Source organism: Streptomyces sp. NPDC087215 (assembly GCF_044744885.1).
GTDB lineage: Bacteria > Actinomycetota > Actinomycetes > Streptomycetales > Streptomycetaceae > Streptomyces.
In genome coordinates, this window is the sequence record NZ_JBIUZD010000001.1 from 486865 (window position 1) to 511933 (window position 25069).

A 25069-nucleotide genomic window follows, 5' to 3' on the forward strand; every position below is an offset into this window, starting at 1 on the left:
GCGCCACGCCCCCCGGCGCCGCACAGACCGAGGAAGACCCGTGACCAGCACCCCCGCCAGCGCCGCCCAACAGGGCATCTGGATCAACGAGCGGATCGCGCCGCTCGGCTCCGTCCACCACATGCCCTTCACCGTCCGCTTCGAAGGCCCCCTGGACGCCGACGCGCTCGCCGCCGCCTGCGCCGACGTGGCCGACCGGCACCCGGCCCTGACCCTGACGGTCCGGGAGGAGGACGGCGTCCCCCTGCTCGCCCCCGGCCCGGCACCCTCGCTGACCGTGCGCGACACCGCACCGGACGAGCTGCCCGCCGCGCTGGCCGCCGCGAGCGCGGAACCGTTCGACCTCACGGCGGGACCCCCCGTACGGTTCACCCTGCTGCGCACGGACCCGGACCACGCCACCCTGCTGGTCGTCGCGCACCACATCGCCTTCGACGGCACCTCCACCGACGTGTTCCTGACCGACCTCGCCGCCTGCTACGCCCACCGCACCGGAGCGGCACCGGCCCCGGCCGCCCCCGAGAGCCCCACGCTCCTCCACGCCTCCGACCTCCCCGGGCCCGACGCCGACGCGGTCGCGGAGGCGTCCGCCCACTGGGCCGACCGCCCGCTGCCCGGCCCCACGGTGCTGCTGCCCGGTCTCGGCACCGCACCCGAAGGCGCCGAAGGCGCGGGTCCGGGCGCGGCCGTCGACTTCGACCTCGACCCCGCGCTCCGCGCCGACCTCACCGACACCGCCCGGAAGCTCGGCGTCACCTTCTTCGAACTCCTCCTCACCGCCGTGCACACCCTCCTCCTGCGGTACGGGAACGAGCGCCCCGCCGTCACCGTCGGACTCGGCACCCGCGCACCCGGCACCACCGACCGGATCGGGATGCACGCCAACGAGCTGCCCGTGGTCACCGCGCCCGAACCGGGCACGTCCTTCGGCGAGTTCGCCCACGCGGTCCGCGACGAACTGCGCGGCCTCTACCCGCACCGCCGGGTCCCGCTGTCCCGCGCCGTCCGGGGCCTGCGGCCCGGCCCCTCGCTCGCGCCCGTCATCCTGACGTACCGCGGCCGGATCGCGCCCGTCGTCTTCCCGGGAGTCCGCGCCACCGTCGACTGGACGCTCTTCCCCGGGACCGCGCGCGGCGCCCTCCGGTTCCACGTCCTCGACGGTCCCGACCGGCTCCGCGTCCTGCTCACCCACCGTACGGACCTGCCGTCCCCGGTCCGCGCCGACCGGGTCGGCGCCCATCTGCGCCGACTGCTCGCCTCGATCGCCGCCGCCCCCGGCACCGCGCTCGCGGACCTGCCGCTCCTGGACGAGGCGGAACGCGCCCCGCTGCGCGGCCCCGCGCCCGCCGCCGAGGCCCCCGCCGCCACCCTGCCCGCGCTGCTCGCCCGGTCCTTCGCCGCGCACCCCACGCGGCCCGCCGTCACGGACGGCGAACGGACCCTGGACTACGCGGCCCTGGCCACCGCCGCCACCGGCCTCGCCCAGCGGCTCACCGCCGCCGGGGCCGGTCCCGGGACCGTGGTCGCCGTCTGCGCGGAGCGGTCCGCCGAGATGCTGACCGCCGTCCTCGCCGTCACCCTCGCCGGGGGCACGTACCTGCCCGTCGACCCGTCCTACCCCGCGGAGCGCGTCTCCCTGGTGCTCGCGGACGCCGGAGCCCCGTTCGCGCTGGCCCGACGGAGCACCGCCCACCTGGTCGAGGGCCACGGCCACACCCTCCTGCTCGACGACCTGTTCACCGGTCGGGCGACCGACGCGGGCGAAGGGTCGCCGCTGCCGCTGCCCGCGCCCGACGACCTCGCCTACCTCATCTACACCTCCGGCTCCACCGGCCGCCCCAAGGGGGTCGAGGTCCCCCACGGCGCACTCGCCCACCTCCTCCTCGCCTTCCGCGACACCCTGTCCTCGGGTCCCGAGGACAGCTGGCTCGCCGTCACCTCGCTCTCCTTCGACATCTCGGCCCTGGAACTCCTGCTGCCGCTGATCACGGGCGGCCGGGTGGTGATCGCGAGCGAGACGGAGACCCGCGACGGCCGCGCCCTCGCCGCCCTGGTCGAGCGGCACGGCGTCACCCACGCGCAGGCCACCCCCTCGGGCTGGCGGCTCATGCTGGACGGCGGACTCGACGCCCCCGCCCTCACCGCCCTCACCGGCGGCGAGGCGCTCCCCCTCCCGCTCGCCCGCCGGCTGCGCGCCCGCGTCGCACGGCTCTGGAACGTCTACGGGCCGACCGAGACCACCATCTGGTCCACCGCCGCCGAAGTGCCGCCCGCACCCGACGAGGTCTCCATCGGCCGCCCCATCGCGGGCACCACCGCCCTGGTGGTCGACCCGGCGGGACAGCCCGTACCGCACGGTGTCACCGGAGAACTGGCCCTGGGCGGCGCGGGACTCGCCCGGGGTTACCGCGGCCTGCCCGAGCGCACCGCCGAACGCTTCGTCACCGACCCGGCCACCGGCGCCCGCCACTACCGCACCGGCGACCTCGCCCGGGTCAGGCCCGACGGCGCGCTCGACTGCCTCGGCCGCCTCGACGACCAGATCAAGCTGCGGGGCCACCGGATCGAACTCGGAGAGATCGAGGCCCGGCTCCAGGAGCACCCGGCCGTGGCGTCCGCCGCCGTCTCCGTCCGGGGCGAGGACGGCGACCCGGTCGGCCGGATGCTCGTCGCGTACCCGGTCTGGCGCCCGGAGGCGCCCGCGCCGACCAGCGCCGAGCTGCGCGCCTTCCTCGCCCTGACCCTGCCGGACGCGATGATCCCCGGAGTCGTCCAGCCGCTCCCGGCCCTCCCCCTCACCCCCAACGGCAAGACGGACCGCGCGGCCCTGCCGGAACCCGTCCGGGGCACCCCGGAGACCGCTCCCCCGGGTGACGCGCAGGACTCGGACGACGGCTGGGAGGAGCTGGCCGCCGAGATCGCCGCCATCTGGTGCGAGGTGCTGGGCCTGCCCGCCATCGGCCACCACGACGACGTCGTCGACCTCGGCGCGCACTCCCTGACGATCACCCAGGTCGCCGCCCGCATCCGGGACCGTCTGGGCGTCGACGTCCCCCTGCACGTGTTCTACGAGGAGCCCACCACGGTGGCCACGGTCACCGACGAGGTCGTGCGCGAGCTGCTGACGGAGGAGGAGGCGTGATGAACCCCCCGCACTCCCCCGCTCCGGGAACGCAGACAGCCCCAGGAGCCCCCATGACCACGCCCGCCACACCCATACCGGGCGCCTCCATACCGGCCGCCCCTGTACCGGGCGCCTCTCTGCCGGGCGCCTCCGCGCTGTCCGCCTCCGTACCGGCCGTCACCGCGTCCGCGGTCTCCTCGGTCTCCGCGGTCTCCCCGGTCTCCGCCGCCGCGTCCGCGTCCACCGTCGCCGCACCGGCGGGACCCGCGCCCGCCGTCTCCGTACGAGCCTCGGCGACGGCGGCCCCGGAGCGGCCCCGGGCGACGGGCGACCGGCCCGTACCGTCCGCGTCGCAGCCCACCGCACCGGCCCCGACACCCCCCGACACCCTGCCCGGGTCCGCCGCGCCGCCGTTCCGGCGGACGCTCAGCGGTGATCAGCGCGCCCTGCTCGCCCGGCGGCTGCGGGAGCGCACCGCCGCCGCGGCCGCCCGGCCCACCGGCATCCCGGCGCGCCCGGACGACGCCGTCCCGCCACTCTCCCTCGCGCAGGAACGCCTGTGGTTCGTCGAGCAGTTGACCCCCGGCACCGCCTCGTACGTGCTGCCCACCGCCGGGCGGCTGCGCGGCCCGCTCCGGGCCGAAGCCCTCGCCGAGGCGCTGCGCCTGACCGCCGTACGCCACGACACCCTCCGCAGTTCCTTCCCCGTCGACGAGGACGGAGCGCCCCGGGTGCGGATCGCGCCCGCCGAGGGCTTCACCGTGCCCTGGCACACCCGGGACCTGGCGGACGTCCCGGCCGGGGAACGGGAGGCCGCCGCCCGCACCGCCGTCGAGGACGAGGTGGCGCGCCCCTTCGACCTCGCGGACGGCCCCCTGCTGCGGGCCCTGCTGCTGCGCCTCGCCGACGACGACCACGTCCTGGTGATCTGCCAGCACCACCTCGTCGGTGACGGCTGGTCCGCCGGAGTGCTCCTGGACGAACTCCTGGGCGGATACGGGGAACTGGCCCGGGGCGCCACCCCGACCCCGCCCCCGCTGCCCGTCCGCTACGGCGATTTCGCCCACTGGCAGCGCGAGCGACAGGAGTTGCCCCGCGCCGACGACGAACTGCGGTACTGGCGAGAGGCCATGACCGGGGTCCCGCCGCTCGATCTGCCCACCGACCGGCCGCGTCCCGCCCTGCCCGGCCCCGGCGGGGCGACCCACGCCTTCCGGCTCGACGAGGACACCCACCGGGCCGTCCGCGCGCTCTCCCGGGCCCGGGGCGCCACCCTCTACATGACCCTGCTCGCCGCCTTCCAGGTGGTGCTCGGACGCTGGTCGGGACAGCGGGACTTCGCCGTCGGCACCCCGTTCGCGGGCCGTCCCACCGAGGAGACCGAGGGCCTGATCGGTCTGTTCAGCACGATGCTGCCGATCCGGGCCGATCTCGGCGCACCGGAGCCCCGGTCCGAAGCAGAGTCCGGGTCCGAAGCCGAGTCCCAGCCCGGGTCCGCACCGGATCTCACGTCCACATCCGCGCCGGGGACTTCGCCGGGGAGCGGGTCAGCGGCCGACGACGACGGCGCGGGACCCGACTTCGCCACCGTCCTCGACCGTGTCCGTACGGCTTCGCTCGGTGCCCAGCAGCACCGCGAGACGCCGTTCGAGCGGCTGGTCGAGGCCCTGGACCTGCCGCGCGACCTCGGCCGTCCGCCGCTCTTCCAGGTCTCCTTCGCGCTCCAGAACCACCGTGCCCAGGCCGTCCGTCCGCACGACCTGGAATGGCGGACCTTCCCCTTCGAGGGCAGCGGCGTCCATCTCGACCTGGGGTTGTACTGCACCGAGACCGAGGACGGTCTCGACGCCTTCGTCACCTACCGCACGGACCTCTGGGACGCCGACACGATCGCCCGTCTCGCCGGGCACTGGCAGCGCGTCCTGGCCGGGGCCGCCGCCGCGCCGCACACCCCCGTCGGCGCCCTCGGCCTCCTCACCCCGGGCGAACGCGACCGGGTGCTGTACGAGTGGAACGACTCCGGCACGGCCCGCCCGGCCGCCGCGACCCTCGCCGAAGCCGTCACCGCGCAGGCCGACCGCACCCCCGACGCGGTCGCCCTGGTCCACGAGGACCGCACCCTCACGTACGCCGAACTCGACCGCCGGGCCAACCGGCTCGCCCGGCTCCTCCGTGCCTCCGGCGCCGGACCCGACCGGCTCGTCGGTGTCTGTCTCGACCAGGGTCTCGACCAGGCCGTCTGCCTGCTCGCGGTCATGAAGTCCGGTGCCGCGTACGTGCCGCTCGACCCCGAGCAGCCCCGCGAACGCCTCGCCCACATGCTGACCGACTCCGCGCCGGTCGCCCTCGTCACCACCTCCGTACGACGGTCGCTGCTGACCGCGTCCGACGCCCCCGTCCTGCTGCTCGACGGACTGGCGGACCGGCTCGCGGCCGTCCCCGACACCCCGCCCGGCGACGGCGCGGGCCCCGACCACCTCGCGTACGTGATCTACACCTCGGGCTCCACCGGCACCCCCAAGGGCGTGGCCGTGCAGCACCGCCAGGTGCTCACCTACCTCGCCGGGGTCCGGCAGCGCTTCGCGGAGGCGGGGCTGCCGGACGGCGCCCGTTACGTCCTGCTCCAGTCGCTCGCCTTCGATTTCGGGCTCACCACCCTCTATCTCTCGCTCACCACCGGCGGCACCCTGCATCTGCTGCCCCCGCGCACCCCGGGCCCCGAGCTGGCCGCCTATCTGGCGGGGCGGCGCATCGACTGCGTCAAGCTCACCCCCTCCCATCTGGCCGCGCTGAGCGCGGAGGTGGACGACCCGGCGGAGCTGCTGCCCCGGCGGCTGCTCGTCCTCGGCGGGGAGGCGTCCGGCTGGGAGTGGGCACGGCTGCTCGCGGTGGCGGGAGCCCGTACGGGCTGCCGGGTGATCAACCACTACGGGCCGACCGAGGCCACCGTGGGCGCCACCACCCACCTCGTGGACCCGGACCGGCCCGCTGGGGGACCCACCACGCCCATCGGGCGTCCGCTGCCGGGCGCCCGGGTCTATCTGCTCGACGCCCGGCGGCAGCCGGTGCCCGCCGGGGTGCCGGGGGAACTGTGGATCGGCGGCGACCGGCTGGCGCGCGGCTATCTGGGGCTGCCGGAACTGACCGCCGACCGCTTCCGCGTCGACCCGTTCGCCCCGGGCGGAGATGTCGAAGGTGCCGGAGAAGCGGCGGCGGGGGGCGTTCCACCCCGTATGTACCGCACCGGGGACCTCGCCCGGCACCGCTCCGACGGTACGGTCGAGTTCCTCGGCCGCGACGACCATCAGGTCAAGATCCGTGGCTACCGGGTCGAACTGGGCGAGGTCGAGGCCCATCTCGCCCGGCTCCCCGGAGTGGCCCAGGCCGTCGCCGCCGCCCGGGGACCCGCCGGGGAACTCGTCCTCGTCGGCTATCTCGTCCCGGCCACGGACGAGACCCCGCCCCCGGTGGCCGAACTGCGCCGACTGCTGGCCGAGAAGCTGCCCGACTACCTCGTCCCCTCCCGCTTCGTCGTCCTGCCCGATCTGCCCCGGCAGGCCCACGGCAAGGTCGACCGGCGGGCCCTGCCCGAGCCCGGCGCGCCGGAACCCGGCGAGGGAGCCGTCTGGACGGCCCCCTCCACCCCCACCGAGGAGGCCGTCGCGGCCTGCTGGTCGGAGCTCCTGGGGCTGGAACGCGTCGGCGCGCACGACGACTTCTTCGACCTGGGCGGCCACTCGCTCCTCGCGATGCGGATGGTGGCCGCGCTGCGGAAGCTGCTCGGCGGCGAGGCCGGGATCACCCTCGTGGACGTCTTCCGGGAGCGGACCGTCGCGGCGCTCGCCGCGCTCGCCGACCGCTCCGAGTCCGAGCGCGGACCGAGCAGGCTCCTCCATGAGCTGACCCCCCGGCAACCCGCCGACCGGGTCACGCTCTCCCTGGTCTGTCTGCCGTACGGCGGTGGCAGCGCCGTCGCCTACCAGCCCCTCGCGGACGCCCTGCCGCCCGGCGTCGCCCTGCACGCCGTCGCCGTTCCCGGGCACGACCTCGGCATGTCCGAGGAGTCGCTGCCGCTGGAGGAGGTGGCCCGCCGCTGCGTCGAGGAGGTGCTGAGCGGGGTCAGCGGACCGGTCGCGGTGTACGGCCACTGCGGGGTGGGCGCGGCGCTCGGCGTCGAGGTCGCCCAGTTGCTGGCGGCGGCCGGACGGGAGCCCACCGCCCTCTATCTGGGCGGGATCTTCCCCTTCGCCCGGCCCACCGAGGGCCTGCTCGGGCTCCTCGCCCGGTTCTCCGTGCTCGACCGGCGGCGCAGCGGACGGCTCCATCTGAACTGGCTCCGCTCGATGGGCGCCGATCTGGAGGGACTGGATCCGGAGCAGCTGGCCACGATCGTGCGGAACGTGCGGGAGGACTCCCGTGCGGCCGAGGCGTACTTCACGGAGCGTCTGGCACGGCCCGCGCCGCCGCTGGCGTCCCCGGTGGTCTCGGTGATCGGTTCGGCCGACCCGGGGACGGAGTTCCACCGCGAGCGGTACCGGGAGTGGGGCTTCGTCGGCTCCACCACCGCCGTGGCCGTGCTCGACGAGGGCGGCCACTACTTCCTCAAGCACCGTGCCGGGGAACTGGCCGAGATCGTCACCACCGTCCACCCGGCGGTGGCCGCGTCGCTCCCGGCGTACGACCCGGAGGACACGGCCGGCGGGGTGCTGGAGGCCGACGGGACCGCAGGGGTCACGGCGACGGAAGCCCCCGCAGGGGTCGCTGGGGCCACGCGGGCCGGGAAGGCCGCCGGGGCCCCGGACGCCACCCACGTCATGGGCGCCACTCCCGTCCCGGAGCCCGAGGGGGCCGAGGGGGCCGAGGGGGCCGAGGGGGCCGAGGGGGCCGAGGGGGCCGAGGGGGCCGAGGGGGCCGAGGGGGCCGAGGGGGCCGAGCACCCCGACGTCACCGCCCTCACCCGGGCCCGGCGCCCCGCGCGCGCCACCTGGTGGCTGGACGGTGTGCACCACGCTCCCGCCGCCGGTGAGCGCGCCGCCGTTCCGGCGACCCGCCGCGACACGCGCCGGTTCGTGGCCGTCGCCGCCTCCCAGATGATCTCGCAGACCGGCTCGGCGCTGACCGAGTTCGCCCTGCCGCTGTGGATCTACCTGTCGACGGACTCCATCGCCTGGTTCGGCCTCTTCGCCGTCCTCGGCATCGTGCCGGGGCTGCTCGCCGCCCCCGTCCTCGGGAGTCTGGTCGACCGGGTCGACCGCCGCCGGGTGATGCTGGTCTCGACCCTGGTCTGCGGCACGTCCGAGTCGGTGCTGGCCGTGCTCCATCTGTTCGGGAACCTGCGGCCCTGGCACGTCGGGGTGCTGATGGCGATCCTCTCCGTCTCCCTCACCGGGCAACGGCTCGCCTTCCAGTCGGCGATCCCGCAGCTCGTGCCGAAGCGCTATCTCGGCCATGCCAACGGTGTCGTCCAGATATCCGGCGGCATCGCCCAGGTGGTCGCCCCGCTCGCGGCGGTCGGTATGCTCGCCGCCATCGGTCTGGGCGGAGTGCTGCTGATCGACGTGATCAGCTGTGTGGTGGCGGCGCTGGTCCTGCTGACCGTCCGCTTCCCCCGGACGCTGGCAGCGCGGCGGCGCGAGACCCTGAAGCAGGAGATCACGGCCGGGTTCCAACTGGTCTGGCGGCGGCCCGGCTTCCGGGCGATGCTGATCTTCTTCGCGGTGCTCAACCTCTTCCTGCCGGTCCTCTTCCAGATGGTCTCGCCGCTGGTGCTCGGCTTCTCCGGGCTCGGCACGGTGGCCACGGTCTCCCTCGCGGGCGGACTCGGCGCGATCGGCGGCGGGCTCGCGATGGGCATCTGGGGCGGACCGCGCCACCGCCGGATGCGCGGGATGCTGCTCGTGGTGCCGGTGCTCGCGTTCTTCTCCGTCCTGACCGGGCTGCGTCCCGACCTCCTGGTGGTCTGCGCCGGGGTGTTCGGGATGTCGGCGTCGCTCTCGCTGCTCAACGGCATCTATCTGACGATCATTCAGGTGAAGGTGCCGCAGCGGTTCCACGGCCGGGTGATGGCGCTGAACCAGTTGGTGGCGTGGTCCACGCTGCCGGTCGGCTTCCTGTTGATCGCACCGTTCGGCAGCCGGTTCCTTGAGCCGCTGATGGCGTCCGGCGGCGGTCTCGCCGACACCGTCGGCGCCGTCCTGGGCGTGGGCGAGGGCCGGGGCACCGGGCTGCTCTACGTCCTGCTCGGGGCCGCGATCCTGCTCCTGGCGGCGGTGTCGCTACGGGTTCGGGTGCTGGCCCGGTTCGACCGGGAGGTGCCGGACGCGCAGGCGGACGACCTGGTGGGCCTGGCCGCCCTCACCTCAGGCCGCGCCACCGACACCCCCGCAACCGCCATGGCCCTGACCGGCCGAACCGACTGAACGACCGCTCAGGACAAGGAAGTACGGGTACGGGGCCGCTCGCCGCACGGTGAGCGGCCCCGTACCGCGTCCCGTACCAGGGAGTGCCGGGCGGCAGTCGCGGGGCGAAGCGGCGGAAGGCGGTTCGAGGGAGACGCATCCGCCGAGGGAGTGCCCGGCGACCAGCGCGGGCCCGTGCCCGAGCGCGTCCACCGCGCGGGCGATGGTCTCCGTCGCCGCGTCCGGACTCCGGGCCTGACCGGAACGCGCCCCATGACCCGGCGGCTCGACGACGCCCACCGGGAAGTCCTCCCGGAGCGGGGCGAGTCGTGAGCCCCGTCGACCGGCACCGGAACCGCGTGCCGCGCACGAGGACGACGGGTGGCACGTCGACAGCCGTCACCAACCCCCGCACCCACGGCCGTCCACAGCCATCCACGGCTGTACGAGGTCCCTTCGGCCCGGCTCCACCGACGGCGACCCCGGCGCGGCCTCTCGGCCGCCGACACCGGACGGACCGTCAGGTGCGGGTGGCCGGGGCCGGTCGTGCCACTGGACGCGCCGCCGGACGACCGTCGGCAGCCCGACACCGGCACGTCTTCCCTGCCATGGGCGCCGGTCGAACCACACGGCCCGTCGGAGTCCGGCCCTCCTGCTCCCCGCACCGCCGTGGGCGCCGTCCGCCGCCGTACCCGGGCGGAAGGCCCGGTGCTCGGTACATCCCGTCCGCCCGGACCGGACCGAGCCGTTACGCCGGATAGCGGGGCGCGTCGACGGGGTATGTGTTGCCGGGCGGCCACGGAGATCTCGACGGCCCTCCCCCCGTGGTCCGTCGTCGTCCGCGACCCGATCGCCGACGGGTACCCGGCCCGGCCCCTCGGGGCCGTACCCGCACCACGGTCCGCCCCGTCCCCGCACCCGCACGCACACCCCGAGGAGCACCCGAGTGAGCACCCAGCCCCCGCCGATCGTCCTCGACCCCACCGGTGCCACCCGTCAGGCCGAGAGCGCCCTGCTGCGCTCCCACGGCTCCGCGGTCCGCGTCGACATCCTCGGGGTGACCGCCTGGTCCGTCACCGACCCCGATCTCCTCAAGAAGCTCCTGACCAGTGACGACGTCTCCAAGGACGCGCGCGCCCACTGGCCCGCGTTCGGCGAGGTCGTACAGTCCTGGCCGCTGGCCCTGTGGGTCGCGGTGAACAACATGTTCACCGCCTACGGCCACGCCCACGCCCGGTTGCGGCGCATGATCGCCCCCGCGTTCTCGGCCCGCCGTGTCCAGGCCCTCGCTCCGTTCGTCGACGCCACCGTCGACTCCCTGCTCGACGAACTCGAAGCGCTCCCGGGCGGCGGGACCGTGGACCTCCGCGACCGCCTCGCCCACCCGCTGCCCATCGCCGTCATCTGCCGTCTCATGGGCGTCCCCACCGAGCGGCGCGAGGCCTTCCGCACCGTCGTCGACGGTGTCTTCGCCACGACGCTCACCATCGAGCAGGCCACCGTCAACGCCGGGGCGCTGCGCGGGATGCTCGACGAGCTCATCGCGGCCCGCCGCGCCGAACCCGGGGACGACCTGACGTCCCTGCTCGTCTCCGCCCGTGACGAAGAGGCCGCGGACGGACGGGGACTGAGCGACGACGAACTCCGGGACACCCTGCTGCTGATGATCAGCGCCGGGTACGAGACCACCGTCAACGTCATCGACCAGGCCGTCAGCCTCCTGCTCGCCCACCCGGAACAGCTCGACCACGTCCGCGAGGGCCGCGCCGACTGGAGCGACGTGGTCGAGGAGACCCTCCGTCTGGAACCCGCCATCACACACCTGCCGATGCGGTACGCCGTCCGGGACGTCCACCTGCCCGACGGCGGGGTCATCCCCGAGGGCGAGGCGATCCTCGCCTCCTACGCCGCCGCCAACCGTCACCCCGCCTGGCACGCCGACGCCGACACCTTCGACATCACACGGGTGACGAAGGAGCACCTGGCCTTCGGTCACGGCGTCCACTTCTGTCTCGGCGCGCCCCTGGCCCGCATGGAGCTGGCCGCCGCGCTCAAGGGTCTCTTCGGCCGCTTCCCCCAGATCGAACTCGCCGTCCCCGCAGAGGAGCTGGAGCCGCTCGGTTCCCTGCTCAGCAACGGGCACAAGTCCCTGCCGGTCCGCCTCCGCCCCTAGGCCGACTCCCTCCGGCGCAGACGGCCAGCGCTCTGACCGCACAGGTTCGCCGGGTTGACCGGCTGCGACCGGTCGCGAGTCCGCGCGTACCCTCACCAGGTGAACGATCAGGAGCAGTACGTCAGGTATCAGGAAGACTCGAAGGTGCTGGCGGCGATCGGTGCCCGTGTCGAAGCTCAGGTCGGCCGGGTCACCGTGCGCCTGCCGAGGGCCTTGGCCGAGGCCGCGGTCGCCGCCTGGGATCGTGACGAGCTGGGTGAACTCGGTGAGGAGACCCACGAGCAGTACGCCCTGCGCGACCGTGCAGGGGAACTGGCGCTGATCGGCCTCGCGATCTCACAGCACGGCCGCTGGGAGAACGAGGAGCTCGTCGTCGACCTGGATGTCGCCTCCGCGGGAACAGCTCTGCGCGCCTCGCAGTAGCCGGGCAGCCGCGGCCACTGGTCGGCCACTCCGGCGGACGCCCCTCCTCCGCTCCCCGGTCCGGTCCGCCACCACGGCAGGGGCGTCCCGGCGGCGCGGGGGGCGAACCGGCGCCGGGCGCCCCTCCCCCGTGCCGGGCACAGCCTCCGCGATCACGTGAGACCGGCGGCGATGGCCCGCCGTACGGCATCGGCCCGGTCCCTGATCCGGGCCTTGGCGAACAGGTTGTTGATGTGCGTCTTGACCGTGGCCTCGCTGATGAAGAGCTGTTCGGCGATCGCACGGTTCGGGAGACCCCGTCCGATCAGAGCCAGGACCTCGCGCTCGCGCGGAGTCAGGTCCTCGGGCAGGGGTTCCTCCGGTGCGGAGCGCTGCGCCCCGGTCACGGCGGCGAGCAGCCGGGCGCGCACCTCGTGGTCCAGGACCGACTGACCGGCCGCGGCGGCACGGATCGCGCGGGCGATGTCCTCACGGCCCGCGTTCTTCGTCAGATAGCCGCGGGCGCCCGCGGCCAGCGCGGCCATGATCGAGTCGTCGTCGGCGAACGTCGTCAGCACCACCACGGCCACGTCAGGATGTGTCTCGCCCAGTCGGCGGATCGCTTCCGTCCCGTCCATCACGGGCATTCGCAGATCCATCAGCACCACGTCGACCGGCCGTCCGGCGACGATGTCCAGCACTTCGCGCCCGTTGGACGCGGTTCCGACGACGTCGATGTCCCCGGCCAGGGCGAGGACCATCGCCAGCGGCTCGCGGACCGCCGTCTGGTCATCGGCGACGACCACGTTGATCAGGGGAGAGTCCGTCACTGACCCGGTCATGCCGGAATCACCACCTCGACCTTCCAGTACCCCCGCCGGGGGCCGGACGGTACGAGACCGGTCGTCACCGTTCCGTCCATGAGGGCGACGCGCTCACGGATACCGATCAGTCCCATCCCGCTGCCCGTACCCGCGGGCAGCGGCAGTGTGCCCGGCCCGTTGAGGATGCTCAAGGTGGTCCTCCTCTCGTCGTACGACAGTGTCACGCGGACCGGTCCTCCGGGGGCGTGGCGCGTGGCGTTGGTCAGGGCCTCCTGCGCGATCCGCAGGAGGTCGTGCGCGGTCCGTGTCGGCAGCTCGCGTACCGTCCCGGTCACCGTGAGCGCCTGATGGTGCCCGGACGACTCCAGCATGGCCGTCAGGCTCTCCAGGAAGGGAAGGGTCTCCTCGCGCAGCGCGCGGACCGTCCACTGCGCCTGTTCCAGGCTCTCCCGCACCAGGCTCCGCGCCTTGGCGGTCGCCTGCCGGGCCTGCTCCGGCTCTCCGACCTCGATGAGCGCGTCCGCCAATTCCAGTTGCATTCCGATACCGGCCAGGGAGTGCGCGAGAACGTCGTGGACGTCCCGCGCCACCCGGCTCCGTTCGGTCAGCACCAGCGCCCGTGCTTCGGCCCGCGCGGCCCGCTCGGCCGATGCGGCGGCCTCGATCGCCGCTTCGACGGCCTGGGCCCGGCTCCGCCCCGACATCCCCGCGAGGACCGGCGCCCCGGTGGACAGCCCGGCCATGAGGAGCAGCGCGTGCTGGCCCGGCTCGGCGCGGAACGACAGGGCCGCGCCGCACAGCAGGCTCAGCGACACCGCGAGGACCGTGGCAGGTCCGGTGCTCAGCCGGTAGCCGATGAAGGCGGCGAGGAAGAAGGCGAAGAGCCACGCGGTCCCCGTGTCGGCGACGGCCATCAGGGCCGCCGCGGCGGCGACGCCGAACACCATCAGGGGCAGGAAGAGCCGCTGGGGGACGAGCCTCGCGGGCACGAGCCGCAGGGCGAAGACGCCGAAGTTGACCAGGAAGAGCAGGGCCACGGCGAGACCACGGCCGCTGGGGCCCAGCGGCCGTAGCGTGAACACCTCGACGAGGAAGAGGACCGCCGCCCACGCGACCTGCCCGAACCGGCCGCGCCCCGTGGACCAAGGATCGGCTCCCCCTGTCTCGCGGGGGAGCCTCCAGTTCCTCACTGGCATGGTGTGACGATACGCCATGATCACCCCAGTCGGCCGGTGAGCGGCGCGCTCACCGTCTCGGGCCGCGTCGTGCGGGCGACCGTCCGGCTGCGGACGAAGATCGTGGCCAGCCGGGTGACGACCTCGGTCACCGCCATCAGCAGGAGCGCGGTGACCCACACCTGCTCGCTGGTGATCTGGTGCTGGACGCTGAACCTGCCGACCACGGCGGCGCCGCCGTGGTCGACCCATAGCTGGAAGGCCATCCGGGAGCCCATGCCGAGCACCCACAGGGCCGCCGAGACGGCCCCTGCCTTGATCATCAGGTCGCCGTTCAGCGAGCGGACGCGGGTGAAGATTCCCCCGGCGATGCCGAGCGCGGCGCCCACCGCGACCGTCGCACCGATCAGGACGAGGTCGTTGCCTTCCGTGGGCAGACCGTGCAGATAGCGGGAGGCGAAGAACGCCACGATGCCCAGGGGCAGCAGATAGGACCTGAGTCCCAGCCGTCCTTCCCGCAGCTGCCTGAACACGACGAGGAGGAGAGCGATGTCTACGAGCCAGTCGGTGAAAGTCATGCCTCCAGCATGTGGACGCTCGCCTTCTGGCACCTGCACCCACGGGTGGAGGTACGGGTGGAGATGGCGGTCACGGGGTCCTGCGGGCTGTTCCCGAGGCGGTGAGTGCGGCGGCAGGGCCGCGGCGCCCACGGTGGCCGGTGCGGGTGCGCCGCCGGTCCCGGTCCCGGTCCTGGTCCTGGTCCCGGTCCTGGTCCCGGCCCGCGTCCGGTGATCCGGCCGGTCGTGGCGGCGGCACCGTCGTGCGGTCGAAGAGCCCGCCCGTAGCAGGGGTGCCGATGACCTGGCCACCGTACGGGGACGAGCGCCACGGACCGTCGAGGAGGACGTCGTACGGGCCGGGGTGGCGGACGCGCGGCCTGAGCGGTGGGCCCGGCGCCCGCTCCCCCGGCCACAGCCGCCCGGTCGACCCCGCGCCGGGCTCCGGCTCGGCGCCGACCGGGCGACCCGATCAGCCACTGCTCACGTCCGCCACAACAGACCGGGGGCGGTGACGCAGTCCGTCTGAAGGGCCTGTTCCATGTCTCCGGCGCCCGCGCGGACCGAGACGCACCTCCCGCTGTTGCTGTTGACGAGCTGCCAGGCGCGATGGCCCGCGTGGTAGCGGAACGTCCAGAGCTGATCGGCGAACAGTCCGTCCTCGTCCCCGCACGGATACTGGGTGATGATGGCGTCGTTGTCGGTCTCCGCCGCGTCGACGGACAGGCACTGTTCCGTGCTCCGGTTGCGGAGCGCGTACCGCTGGGCCCCCTCGTGCGTGAGTCGCCAGAACTGCTCGGTGGCGGGCTCGCAGCCCGTCTGCACCAGCCCTGTCGCCGCTGGCGCCGCGCCACCGCCCGGTACGGCGAGGCACATGCGGCTCGACGCGTTGGTGAGGCGGAACCAGCGGTCCGGAAGCGGTGGCGGTTCCGTGGTGCGCGGCTCGGGCGGGGGCGGGACCGGAGCAGGGGCGGAGGTGCGTGGCGGGACCGACGGGCTGTCCGCCGGAGCGGAGCGCTTCTCCGGGACAGGGGTACGGGTGCCCGGGGTGTTCGTCGTGGCGGCGGGCGGCGGGCCGACATCGGCCGGAGGGGAGTTCCGGGGAGCGGAAGGGCTCCGGCTGTCGGGGGCGGGCAGCACCCGCACCGTGATCGGCGCCGAACCGGCGGCCGGAGCGACGTCCTGCCGCGCGCCCAGCACGACCACCGCGGTCGTGGCGACCATGGCGACGCTGATCAGGGCCACGGTGGCGAGAGCGATGAGCGGTACGGAGGCTCCGGCGGGACGACCGTGGACACCGATCCGAGCCGCCCCTGTCACGGGCACGGGGACGGGCATGGGCACGGGTGCAGACACGGGCACGGGTGCAGACACGGGTACGGGCACGGGCGCGGCGGGCCTGACGGCGACCGTCGGCGGCCTGTCCAACCGCTCCAGTACGACGCCCGCGAGCGGTTCGCCGCCCGTCACCGCTCCGGAGCGGCCCGTCCGTACGTCCGCCCACAACCGGACGGCCTCCGCGCGCCGTTCCTCAAGTGCGCTGCCGACCCGCGCGACCGCCAGGACCAGTTCGGCTCCCGCCGCCGTGCCGTGCTCCTCCCGCGTCCCGGACGCCACGTCTCGGGTCGCCGCGACCGCGTCGCCGTACGCCCGGCGGGCCGCGGCCCGCACGTCCCATGCCGATCCGAGCTCGTCGTAGGCGGCGTGCAGGTGCGCGTCGGCGCGGTCGGGTTCCGTCTCCCGCGCCGGGAGGGGCGTGTCCGTGTCCGGCCCGGTCGGCAGGAGCGCGGTGATCAGCGCGAGCAGGCTCCGGACCAGTCGTCCCGCCTCCGCGAGGTCCGTCTCCGCCCGCCGCAGGGCCTCTTCCAGCCGTGGCGGGGGTTCCCTCTCCACCTCGGCGACGAGCGCCGCGTCGTGCAGCCTTCGGGCCCGTGCCAGCAGATCCCGCTGTCCCCTGCTGTCGCGCACCCGGTCGCGGACCACCCCGCCGAGCCGCCCGAGCGGAATGATCCTCGCGCCCGAGCGGTACTCGCTCCACAGCGTCCGACCTCCTCCGTAGCGCTCCGCGAGTTCCCGCACGGTCAGTGTGCCGGTCAGTTCCCGGAGGAACCGGGCGAGCTCGTTCGCCGCACCCGTCGCTCCCTTCATCGCCCCCTGCCGTCTGCCCGCTCTGGCCATCGGCTCCCCTCCTCGTGTCCACGGACAACGTGTGTTGTCCGCCCCCTTCACCGCGTGGACCTGCGGATGTCCCCCGGTCCTCCTCCGGTCAACGCGGGCCGCCGCACAGTCTGGTTCTCGCTTCAGGAGGACCCAACCTCCGCCGCCCGACCGGCACAAGCCGGTTTCGGGCCGGTTGCATCCGACTCACCGGGAGACACCTTGATCGGCGTGAACATCATGAAGAGCACCAGCGGTCGCCGCGCGGGCCGCACACTGGCGGCGCTCGCCCTGGGCGTGTCGGCGGTCACGATCGCGGCGGCACCGGCACCGGCCTCCTCGGCCGGCGCCGCCCTGGCGTGCACCCCCTGGAACGAGACCCGCGGCGAAGGCGGCGGCAGCGGCGACATCTGCGACGGCGCGCGGGCCACCGGGACCATCTTCGACGCCAAGGCGGACGGCCGGTGCCCCTTCATCAAGTTCTACTACGCGGGCGGCGGCTCCAAGTCCAGCCCGAGCGTCGGCCCCTCGGGCACGTCCAAGTGGATCGACGTCCCGGCGGACCCGGGCAAGTACTTCAACGGCTCGGCCTCCGCCGAGTGGCGCTCCTGCTGATCCACCCCGAGGGGTGAGCGACGGGCCGGACGGGGGCGGCCCGTCGCCGGAAGACGTCGGCGGGGAAGGGGGAGAGCCTCCTTCCCCGCCGACCGCCCGCCCGCGTCCCCTTCCACGACGCTCGATGTACGGGTGCCCGCGCGTCGCTCGGTCGACTGCCGTGGTCTCGGTGTCCAGGTGTCGGCCCGGACCGAATCCGGCGAGTGTCCGATCGCCGTCGGCGCCGTCGGCTCCCTGGCCTGGCGTTGCGGCGAAGGGGCCGATGGCAGCGGCCCCCACCACCGGAGAACGGCGACTTCCCTGAGCCGCCCGGAAATGGTGACGGCCGACCGGACGTCAAGGCCCGGCCGAGAGCCGGAAGCGCAGCCCGTCGGCCCACCCCCCTCACGTGCGACGGGCCGCCGCACCCGACTCCACGGATTCCCGCTCGGCGGGTCTGGCTCACGCGCTCCGGGTCCTCGCCGGTCGTACGCCGGGCATCCCGCCTACCGCCGGGAACGGCGGCTATGAGCCTTCGAGGAGACGGTTCCTCGTTCGGCCGCCAGGAGGCCCCTGTCGTCCGCTCCGCTCAGGGCGGACCGGGCCGGGCCCGCGGGAACTCCTAGGATCTGCGGCATGGCGACACGACTTGTACAGATCAACATGAAGGCCCGGAACGACTCGGCGCTCGGCCGGTTCTGGGCGGAGGCGCTCGGTTGGGGTGTCGACAGCGAGGGCCCCGGCGTGACCAACCTCGAACCCGTGGGCTTCGCCTATCCCGACCCCGCCGCCGTCTGCGTCGACATCATCGCCCGCCCGGAACCCAAGACGGTGAAGAACCGGGTGCACCTCGACCTCGCCACCACCTCGCCCGCCCATCAGGCGGAGCTGATCACACGGCTGAGGGAGCTCGGCGCGACGCTCGCCGACGTGGGTCAGGGCGACGTCCCCTGGACGGTCCTGGCCGACCCGGAGGGCAACGAGTTCTGTGTCCTGGAGCCCCGTCCGGTCTACCAGGACACCGGCCCGATCGCCGCGGTGGTGGTCGACTGCGTCGACCCGCGGGAGATGGCCCGGTTCTGGGGCCGGGCGACGGACTGGACGGTGCACGAGGTCACCGACGAGCACGCGACCCTGCGCTCCGCCCAAGGCGTCGGCCCCTACCTGGAGTTCCTCCGCGGCCCCGACACCAAGAGCGGATGGAACCGCGTCCACCTCGATGTCCGCCCCTACCCCGGCGACGACCTGAAGACGGAGGAAGCCCGGCTGCGCGCCCTGGGCGCCACCGACACCGGCATCGACCGGTCCGCGATCTCCTGGACGGTCCTGGCCGACCCGGAAGGCAACGAGTTCTGCCTCCTCGCCCCTCGCTGACCCCGCCCATGGGCTCCGGCCGGTTCACACCGCGCGGGGTCACACGGCGGACCGGCCGGACCGGCGGCGGCGTTGTCCGTCGGGTAGGACGGATGCGGAACGGGCGGCGGTGCGTGCGGTCGCCGCTGCCGGTGGCGGCCCGGTCGGAGGGCCGGGTCGGGAAGCCCGAGGGACACTGCCACCGGCAGATGATCGACGCCGTCCGCCACGTCGTCGTCGGCAACGGCGTCGAGTGGCGGTCCGCGCCCGCCGACTTCCCGGTCCGGGACCGCGTCGACTCCTTCTTCCACCACCGGCGTACGGCGGGTCCGGTCGCCTGGTTCCGTTCCCGGCTGGGGGTCCGGGCCCGCGAGGCTCTGGAGCCCAGCAAGGCGGCCGGTTCCCTGGCCCGCGCTCCGCCCCCGGCCGCCTTCGACTCCAGTACCGCCGCGATCTGCCGGTGGTCCGGCGCGAGCACACCCGACGGCAGTCCCTCACGACGGTGCGGAACCCAACGACCGAGAGTGGTAGGACAACGGCTCCTCAGGCCGAGCGGATGGCCGGAAACCGCCGCGGTCTCCTGCCGCGCTCGGGCGGGCGGAGGGGCTCGCCGACCGTCGGACGCGATCGTCGCCGTGGGGCCAGAAGTGCTGCTGGGACTCCTTCGCTCGGGGGCCGAACTCGTCCGTGGAGCGGGCAGACGTGTGGGACAGCGGGTGGAACGGAGCGTGAACGGAGTACGAATCCAGTCGTTTCGAAGATCGGGCTGCCAAGAGGTCAGCAGAATCGGAAAATTGAACTGCAGTGCGGGCCCTCCGTCGGCCTGGAAGAGACCGAAATGCCCATGCACGTGTACGTCGATGTCATTGACGAGAGCAGGAGTGTCCGGATGGCCCGCTTGCGCGTTCCCCGACCTGTAACCCTCGCCGCCGCGGCGGCAACCGCCCTGCTCCTTCTGAGCCCGACGACCGTGGCGGTGGCCGAACCCGCCGGACAACTGCCGACCGCACGGCTGCTCCCGGTGCCGTCGGGAGGGGTTCACAGTTTCGTCAGGGGGCTGAACAGCAGCGGCACGGTCATCGGCGAGTACTACGGGCAGGACTGGGTCGGTCCATTCGCGCTCCGGTGGAACGCCGGCCGCTCCGGCTACACCCGCCTGGCACCGCTGCCCGGTGAGCGGTTCAGCCGCGCGACCGGGCTCAGCGACGGCGGATGGGGGGTCGGCCTCTCCTACGACGACCCGGCCTCCTCCCACCCCGTCCGCTGGACACCGGGCGGAACCCCGACACGGTTGACGCTTCCCGACGGGTCTCGCGGCGGTAACACGTCGGCCGTCAACGACTCCGGGGTCGCGGTCGGCGACGCGTCCGAGGAGAACAACCGCTCCCACCCCCTGCGCTGGAAGTCCGACGGCAGCAGGACCGACCTGCCCGTGCTGCCCGGCGACGACAGCGGCACCGCGACGTCGATCAACAACGCGGGCACGGCGGTCGGGTGGACCGAGAAGCGTGACGGCACCGATGGCCCCGCGCACCCCGTGCGCTGGAACGCGGCGGGTGCCGTGAGGGCGCTGCCCCTCCCGGCGGGGTTCGTCGGAGCCAAGACGCGCCAGATCACCGACAACGGCGTGGTCCTCGGTCACGGACGGCTCGCCGGGAGCACGGAGTACGACCGGGTCCTGGTGTGGGCGGCCGACGGCACCGTCCGCGACGCCGGGCGCGGGCGGGGATACGACGTCAACCGGGCGGGCACCGCCGTGGGGGCTTCGCTGGAGGACAACCCGAACGGCGACACGGCCCGCTGGAACGCGAACGGCACCAGGACAGTGCTCGCCAATCCCGCGGAAGCCGCCGGGGAGGTGCTGGCGATCAACAACCGGGGGACGGCCGTCGGGTACGCGTGGCCGGCCGCTAACCCCGCCCTGGACAAGGCCCTGTTGTGGAAGCCCGACGGTACGGTCGTCCCGCTGCCGCCGTCGCCTCTCGGTCCCTACGCCGCGGCGTTCGCGATCAACGACGCCGGAGTGATCGCCGGATTCGCCGTCGGCACCGACGGCGTCGGCAACGCGACGGCCTGGCGTGCGACCGTCTGGAAGCGCTGACGCCCGCCGCCGCCTCGACGGGGGCTCCGGCAAGAGGATCGGGTGAAGGAATGCCTCCCGGGGTCCCCGGCGCATCGTCCGCGAGGCGCCGGGGACCCCGGGCTGGAGCCGCCACCCGACCGCGGTCGGGACAGGCCGGCCTTCGACCGCCTTCGAAAGGACCGGTCGCCTGCGGTCAGGGGCCCGCCACCGGCCCCTGGCGCTGCTGGCTGACGTGGGTCAGCTCATGCGCCAGTGTGTGCCGGTCGCCACCGCCTTCCCGATGACGACATGGCTGCCGGAGGTGGAGGCGCGCGCACCGACCTCGGCGGCGGCCGGGAGCGCGCAGCACGTCATGGGCGGTGGAGCGCCGAGCCGAGCCGGGGCGTCCCGGTGCGGTCGCGGTGGTGGGCGTCGACCGTCCCGGATTCCCCCGGGCGGTTCACCGCTGTGGAAGCCGGAGTCGGTGCCGGGCGAGGACGTGGTGGGCGGGGACGAGCGTGAGCCAGAACCACATGGCCGCCGTGGTGCTGACGAACGCCAGGGGAATGGAGAGGCAGAAGATCAGGACCCTGGAACCGAGCTGGGCGGTGAGACGGCGTCGGGCCATGTCAGTGGCGGACAGGGGGCGTACGAGGCTCCGCGTGAGCAGCAGCAAGGTCGCGTGCACCGCGTGGATCGCGGCCATGGCACCCGCGTAGAGGGCGACGGCTTCGGGCTGTGAGGCGTACGCCGCCAGGAGCCCGGTGGGGAAGGGCAGCAGCGCGACCAGACCGAGGCCGAGCAGGACCAGTCGGGTGACCACGATCGTCTCGGCGGGCGGTCCGATGAGAATACGGCGGTGGTCGCGCCAGAACCCGGCGATGAGGGTGAAGCTGAGCGCGAAGGCACCGAGGCTGGGCAGCACGTTCCTCAGGGCCTGGTGGAACGCGGCGTCGTCCAGATGCGCGGGAACCGCCACGTTGATGACGAGCAGGGTCATCGAGATGGCGTACACCCCGTCGGAGAGAGCGATCAGACGCGCCGTGCCCTGAGCGTTCTCATGTGGATGCGCCTCTGCCCGTGGCTCCGTCATGTCGACGACAGTAAGGCGTCGTGCCCCGACCGCGGCGCATCGACCACGGCATGGGCGACCTCACTTGCCGAGTTCACTTGCCGAGCAGCCGAGGTTCCGGCGTCCGGCACCCGGCACCCGGCGTCCACAGGATCACCGTCGCCCGCCGACGATCCGGGGAAGTCGGCCCTCCTCCGGATCGGGGTGCCTTCGGGATCGGTCCGTCTGTGGCGGCGGCCCCGCCGCTCACGGTCCCCATGACCACATCCGGGTCACGGGGACCGACGTCACGCGAGCCGGTCCCGCCTTCTCAGCACGGGCGGAAGGAACTGATCCTGTCGTTGATCCACCCCGGAAGGGTGGGCCACCACTCCCAGGGGCCGATCCTGAACTCAAGCCCTCCGTAGCCGGGGTGCTCGTAGAAACAGATGGAGTACTGCGAGTCGTTGACGATGGAGGAGACCTGGTCCTGGTACTGGCCGAGGTTCGAGTCGACGTTGGGCATGTTGAAGGGGAGGGAGTAGCCCCCGTAGTTGTCGTGCTGCCGGAGGCACAGGCTGCGCCCGTTCCCCATGCAGCCGGCGGCCTCGGCGGGGGCCGCGTTCGTGAGAACACCGGCCGAGGCCGCGAGGGTGACGACAGCGCCGAGAAGTGCCAGCCGACGCTTGGTGTGCGAGAGGACGGAGATCCTGACTTCGGCTCCGGGACGCATGGCTGCCTTTCTGGTCGGTGCGCTGTCCGCTCCCTCCGTTCCGGCACCGGAACGAGCGGCTCGGCCAGCGCGCGGAGTGCGGTGGACGCCGTGCGGATCGCCTTCGTCAGCAGGGGCGGTAGGACGAGATCTTGTCGTTGATCCACCCGGGCAGCGTGGCCCACCACTCGCCGGGGCCGATCCTGAACTCCAGACCGCCGTAGTTCCCGTGCTCGTAGAAGCACATGCGGAGGTCCGTGCTGTTGCCTATGGAGGAGACGCTGTCCTGCGCCGGGCCGCTGAGGTTCGCGACCTGTACGGGGGCGCCGCCGGGGTACACCGGGATCGAGTAGTTGGGGTTGGCGTAGATGAAGACGCCGGCCAGTGCGCGGGCAGGCGCGGCGGTCGCCGGGGGCGCGGTCGCCACCAGGCCCGCCGACACGGCCAGGACTCCCACGGCACCCGCTGCGGCCAGCCGCCGCCTGATCTTCCTCGACAACGACATGAACGTGTCCTTTCCTTGGGGGAAGGAGCCCGACGTCGGAGTGCGTCGGGCCCGTGTGCGGACGTGCCTCATGACGCGATGCCGCATGTTCTTGCTGAAAGCATCAGAAAGAATTTTCTCCAAGTGGGCCTCCGAAGACAAGAGTTCGGACGGCGTGGACACGCCCGCACAGCGGAGGGGTGGCGGGGCGGGCCGTCCGGTCAGGGGGTCCGGCCGGGGCCCAGGATGCGCCGGACACCGTCCTCGAACCGGGCGGAGAAGGTGCCGTCGGCAAGGACGGCCCGGGACGCGCGCGGCGCGGGGCAGGGGGCCGCTCTCCACAGCCTCCCGGAAGCGGGCCCCGCCCCTGTCGCCCACGGCCCGCACGTCCCGCACGTCCCGTCCCGGACGACCGGAAGGCCGTGCGCGCCGCCCCGATCCGGACGGACGGGCATGTCGTCCGAGCCGGAACGGAAGAGGAGGGCACGAAGCCGTCGGCGCCGACGGACGCCGCCGTCGCCTTGGGCCGTCACCAGGGCCCGCCGAGCAGGCATCCGATTAACTGGATAAATCTATCCGCTTATGGTGGACTGGAGACCTCACACCCCCTGCAGAAGGAGTTCCCATGTCACGCGGGACCTGGCTCTCCGTGGGCGCGGTCGTCCTGATCGTCGACGCCGTGCAGTGGGTGGTCTCCGAGGCCGTCACGGCGGGCGCCTGGAAGAACCCGGTGTACAGCTACGCGACGAACTACATCAGCGACCTGGGCGTGCCCGACTGCGGCACGCAGTTCCAGGGGCGTGAGTTGTGTTCGCCGAGACATGCCCTGATGAACACCTCGTTCATGGTGGAGGGCGTGCTGTTCGCGATCGGCGTCGTGCTGCTCGCCCGGCTGCTCGACGGGCGTGCCCGGCGCGTGGTGATGGCGCTGGCCGTCGCGCACGGCGTCGGCATGGTCGCGGTCGGCCTGTTCCACGGTTCCCCCGGCGGCCCGAGCCACGGACTCGCCCTGCACATCGGGGGCGCGGGCGTCGGCATCCTGAGCGCCAACACCGTCGTCATCCTGGCCGGTGCGCTCAGGAGCCTTCGACCACCCACCGCGTACCGCGTGTTCAGCGTGGTGGTCGGCGCGCTCGGCATCGCCGGTGTCGCCCTGGTGGGGATGTCCGAGAGCACCGCGGGGATCTTCGAGCGGGCCGGTGTCTACTCGTGGCTGCTGTGGAGCGTCGTCACCGGCGTGCTCCTGCTCACCCGCCGTGCCCGGCGGCCCTCGATGCCGGAGAATGTCCCGGCATGACCCCAGAGACTCACCGCCCGCTGCGCGCGGACGCGGAACGCAACCGTCAGCTGGTCCTGGCGACCGCCGGTCTCCTGCTGGCGGAGCGGGGCGCCACCGTGACCCTCAACGAGATCGCACGGGAGGCGGGACTGGGCGTCGGCACCGTCTACCGCCGGTTCCCCGACCTCCAGACGGTGATCGACGCCCTGTACACCGAGCGGTTCACCGCCTTCCTGCGGCTGGCGGCGGACGCGGAGCGACAGGACGGTGCGGGCCCCGCGCTGCGGCACTACCTGCTGGCGGCGGCCACACGGCGGGCCGAGGACCCCGCCCTCGAAGTGATCATCGGGCAGGCGAGCCGGGACCGGCACGAGATCGCGGAGATGCGGGACGAACTCGGCCGCCGGATGGACGGGCTCGTGGAGCGGGCGGTGGCGGCCGGGGCCGTACGGGCGGACTTCACCAGCTCGGACGCGTACAACGTGCTCTACATGCTCGGGACCGTCGCCGACCGGACCGAGAAGCTCGCCCCCGGCAACTGGCGCCGGTACGCCGAGGTACTGCTCGCCGGATTCGGGCTCGAAGGTGACCCCGTGGAGCGGACCGGGGCGATGACCGACGAGCAGATGCGACGGGCCGTCTGGCCCGAGCACCCCTGACCCGCCCCCGCCCGTGCCGCCCGACTCCCTGACCCCTGCCCCCTGACCCCTGCCCCCTCATCCCT

17 protein-coding genes are annotated in these 25069 nt (G+C 73.7%); 9 read left to right on the plus strand and 8 right to left on the minus strand.

Features of this window, described 5'->3' with window-relative positions; translation table 11 throughout:
- Positions 1-40: 40 nt before the first annotated feature.
- The 4 genes from ACIO92_RS02065 (at position 41) to ACIO92_RS02080 (ending at position 12118) form a co-directional block, all read left to right on the plus strand.
- Positions 41-3142, plus strand: a complete 3102-nt coding sequence (locus ACIO92_RS02065) for an amino acid adenylation domain-containing protein (protein ID WP_366444319.1) — start codon at positions 41-43, stop codon at positions 3140-3142.
- 53 nt (positions 3143-3195) lie between these two features.
- Positions 3196-9543, plus strand: coding sequence for an amino acid adenylation domain-containing protein (locus tag ACIO92_RS02070; RefSeq protein ID WP_402596678.1), 6348 nt, complete (start codon positions 3196-3198; stop codon positions 9541-9543).
- A gap of 925 nt (positions 9544-10468) precedes the next feature.
- Positions 10469-11695: a cytochrome P450 gene (locus ACIO92_RS02075; protein ID WP_402280415.1), complete on the plus strand. Its 1227-nt coding sequence runs from the start codon at positions 10469-10471 to the stop codon at positions 11693-11695.
- A 99-nt stretch (positions 11696-11794) separates the two neighbouring features.
- Entirely contained in the window at positions 11795-12118 is a 324-nt protein-coding gene (locus tag ACIO92_RS02080; protein ID WP_401236296.1) for a hypothetical protein, read from the plus strand.
- A 152-nt stretch (positions 12119-12270) separates the two neighbouring features.
- On the opposite strand, the gene ACIO92_RS02085 is transcribed toward ACIO92_RS02080, so the two are convergent.
- The 4 genes from ACIO92_RS02085 to ACIO92_RS02100 form a co-directional block, all read right to left on the minus strand.
- Positions 12271-12939, minus strand: a complete 669-nt coding sequence (locus ACIO92_RS02085; protein WP_366444315.1) for a response regulator transcription factor — start codon at positions 12937-12939, stop codon at positions 12271-12273.
- Positions 12936-14117, minus strand: coding sequence for a histidine kinase (locus ACIO92_RS02090; RefSeq protein WP_366444314.1), 1182 nt, complete (start codon positions 14115-14117; stop codon positions 12936-12938). Before ACIO92_RS02090 ends, ACIO92_RS02085 begins: the two co-directional genes overlap by 4 nt.
- Before the next feature lie 20 nt (positions 14118-14137).
- A complete protein-coding gene (locus ACIO92_RS02095; RefSeq protein WP_401236299.1) occupies positions 14138-14674 on the minus strand; it encodes a hypothetical protein in 537 nt (178 codons plus the stop codon).
- Positions 14675-15136: 462 nt separating this feature from the next.
- A complete protein-coding gene (locus ACIO92_RS02100) occupies positions 15137-16831 on the minus strand; it encodes an RICIN domain-containing protein (protein WP_402280412.1) in 1695 nt (564 codons plus the stop codon).
- Between the two features lie 210 nt (positions 16832-17041).
- Between ACIO92_RS02100 and ACIO92_RS02105 the strand changes: the two genes are divergently transcribed.
- From ACIO92_RS02105 to ACIO92_RS02115, 3 genes are all read left to right on the plus strand, one after another.
- Positions 17042-17425: a hypothetical protein gene (locus tag ACIO92_RS02105; RefSeq protein WP_366444310.1), complete on the plus strand. Its 384-nt coding sequence runs from the start codon at positions 17042-17044 to the stop codon at positions 17423-17425.
- Positions 17426-18040: 615 nt separating this feature from the next.
- The gene (locus ACIO92_RS02110; RefSeq protein ID WP_402056133.1) at positions 18041-18778 is read left to right on the plus strand and encodes a VOC family protein; all 738 of its coding nucleotides are present in this window, start codon (positions 18041-18043) and stop codon (positions 18776-18778) included.
- An 868-nt stretch (positions 18779-19646) separates the two neighbouring features.
- Positions 19647-20858, plus strand: coding sequence for a hypothetical protein (locus tag ACIO92_RS02115; RefSeq protein WP_366444308.1), 1212 nt, complete (start codon positions 19647-19649; stop codon positions 20856-20858).
- 175 nt (positions 20859-21033) lie between these two features.
- Here the strand turns inward: ACIO92_RS02115 and ACIO92_RS02120 are convergent, their stop codons facing one another.
- The 4 genes from ACIO92_RS02120 to ACIO92_RS02135 form a co-directional block, all read right to left on the minus strand.
- The gene (locus tag ACIO92_RS02120; RefSeq protein WP_402280409.1) at positions 21034-21189 is read right to left on the minus strand and encodes a DUF4157 domain-containing protein; all 156 of its coding nucleotides are present in this window, start codon (positions 21187-21189) and stop codon (positions 21034-21036) included.
- A 90-nt stretch (positions 21190-21279) separates the two neighbouring features.
- A complete protein-coding gene (locus tag ACIO92_RS02125; RefSeq protein ID WP_402056135.1) occupies positions 21280-21912 on the minus strand; it encodes a TMEM175 family protein in 633 nt (210 codons plus the stop codon).
- Between the two features lie 289 nt (positions 21913-22201).
- Positions 22202-22603 (minus strand): peptidase inhibitor family I36 protein, encoded by a 402-nt coding sequence (locus ACIO92_RS02130; RefSeq protein WP_366444306.1) that lies wholly within the window; start codon positions 22601-22603, stop codon positions 22202-22204.
- Positions 22604-22709: 106 nt separating this feature from the next.
- Positions 22710-23087 (minus strand): hypothetical protein, encoded by a 378-nt coding sequence (locus tag ACIO92_RS02135; protein ID WP_402280406.1) that lies wholly within the window; start codon positions 23085-23087, stop codon positions 22710-22712.
- Between the two features lie 604 nt (positions 23088-23691).
- Between ACIO92_RS02135 and ACIO92_RS02140 the strand changes: the two genes are divergently transcribed.
- Entirely contained in the window at positions 23692-24363 is a 672-nt protein-coding gene (locus tag ACIO92_RS02140; protein ID WP_366444304.1) for a DUF998 domain-containing protein, read from the plus strand.
- Positions 24360-25004 carry a TetR/AcrR family transcriptional regulator gene (locus ACIO92_RS02145; RefSeq protein WP_366444303.1) on the plus strand — a complete coding sequence of 215 codons (645 nt, stop codon included), beginning with the start codon at positions 24360-24362 and terminating at the stop codon, positions 25002-25004. The genes ACIO92_RS02140 and ACIO92_RS02145 overlap by 4 nt, the downstream gene beginning before the upstream one ends.
- The last annotated feature ends 65 nt before the right edge of the window (positions 25005-25069 follow it).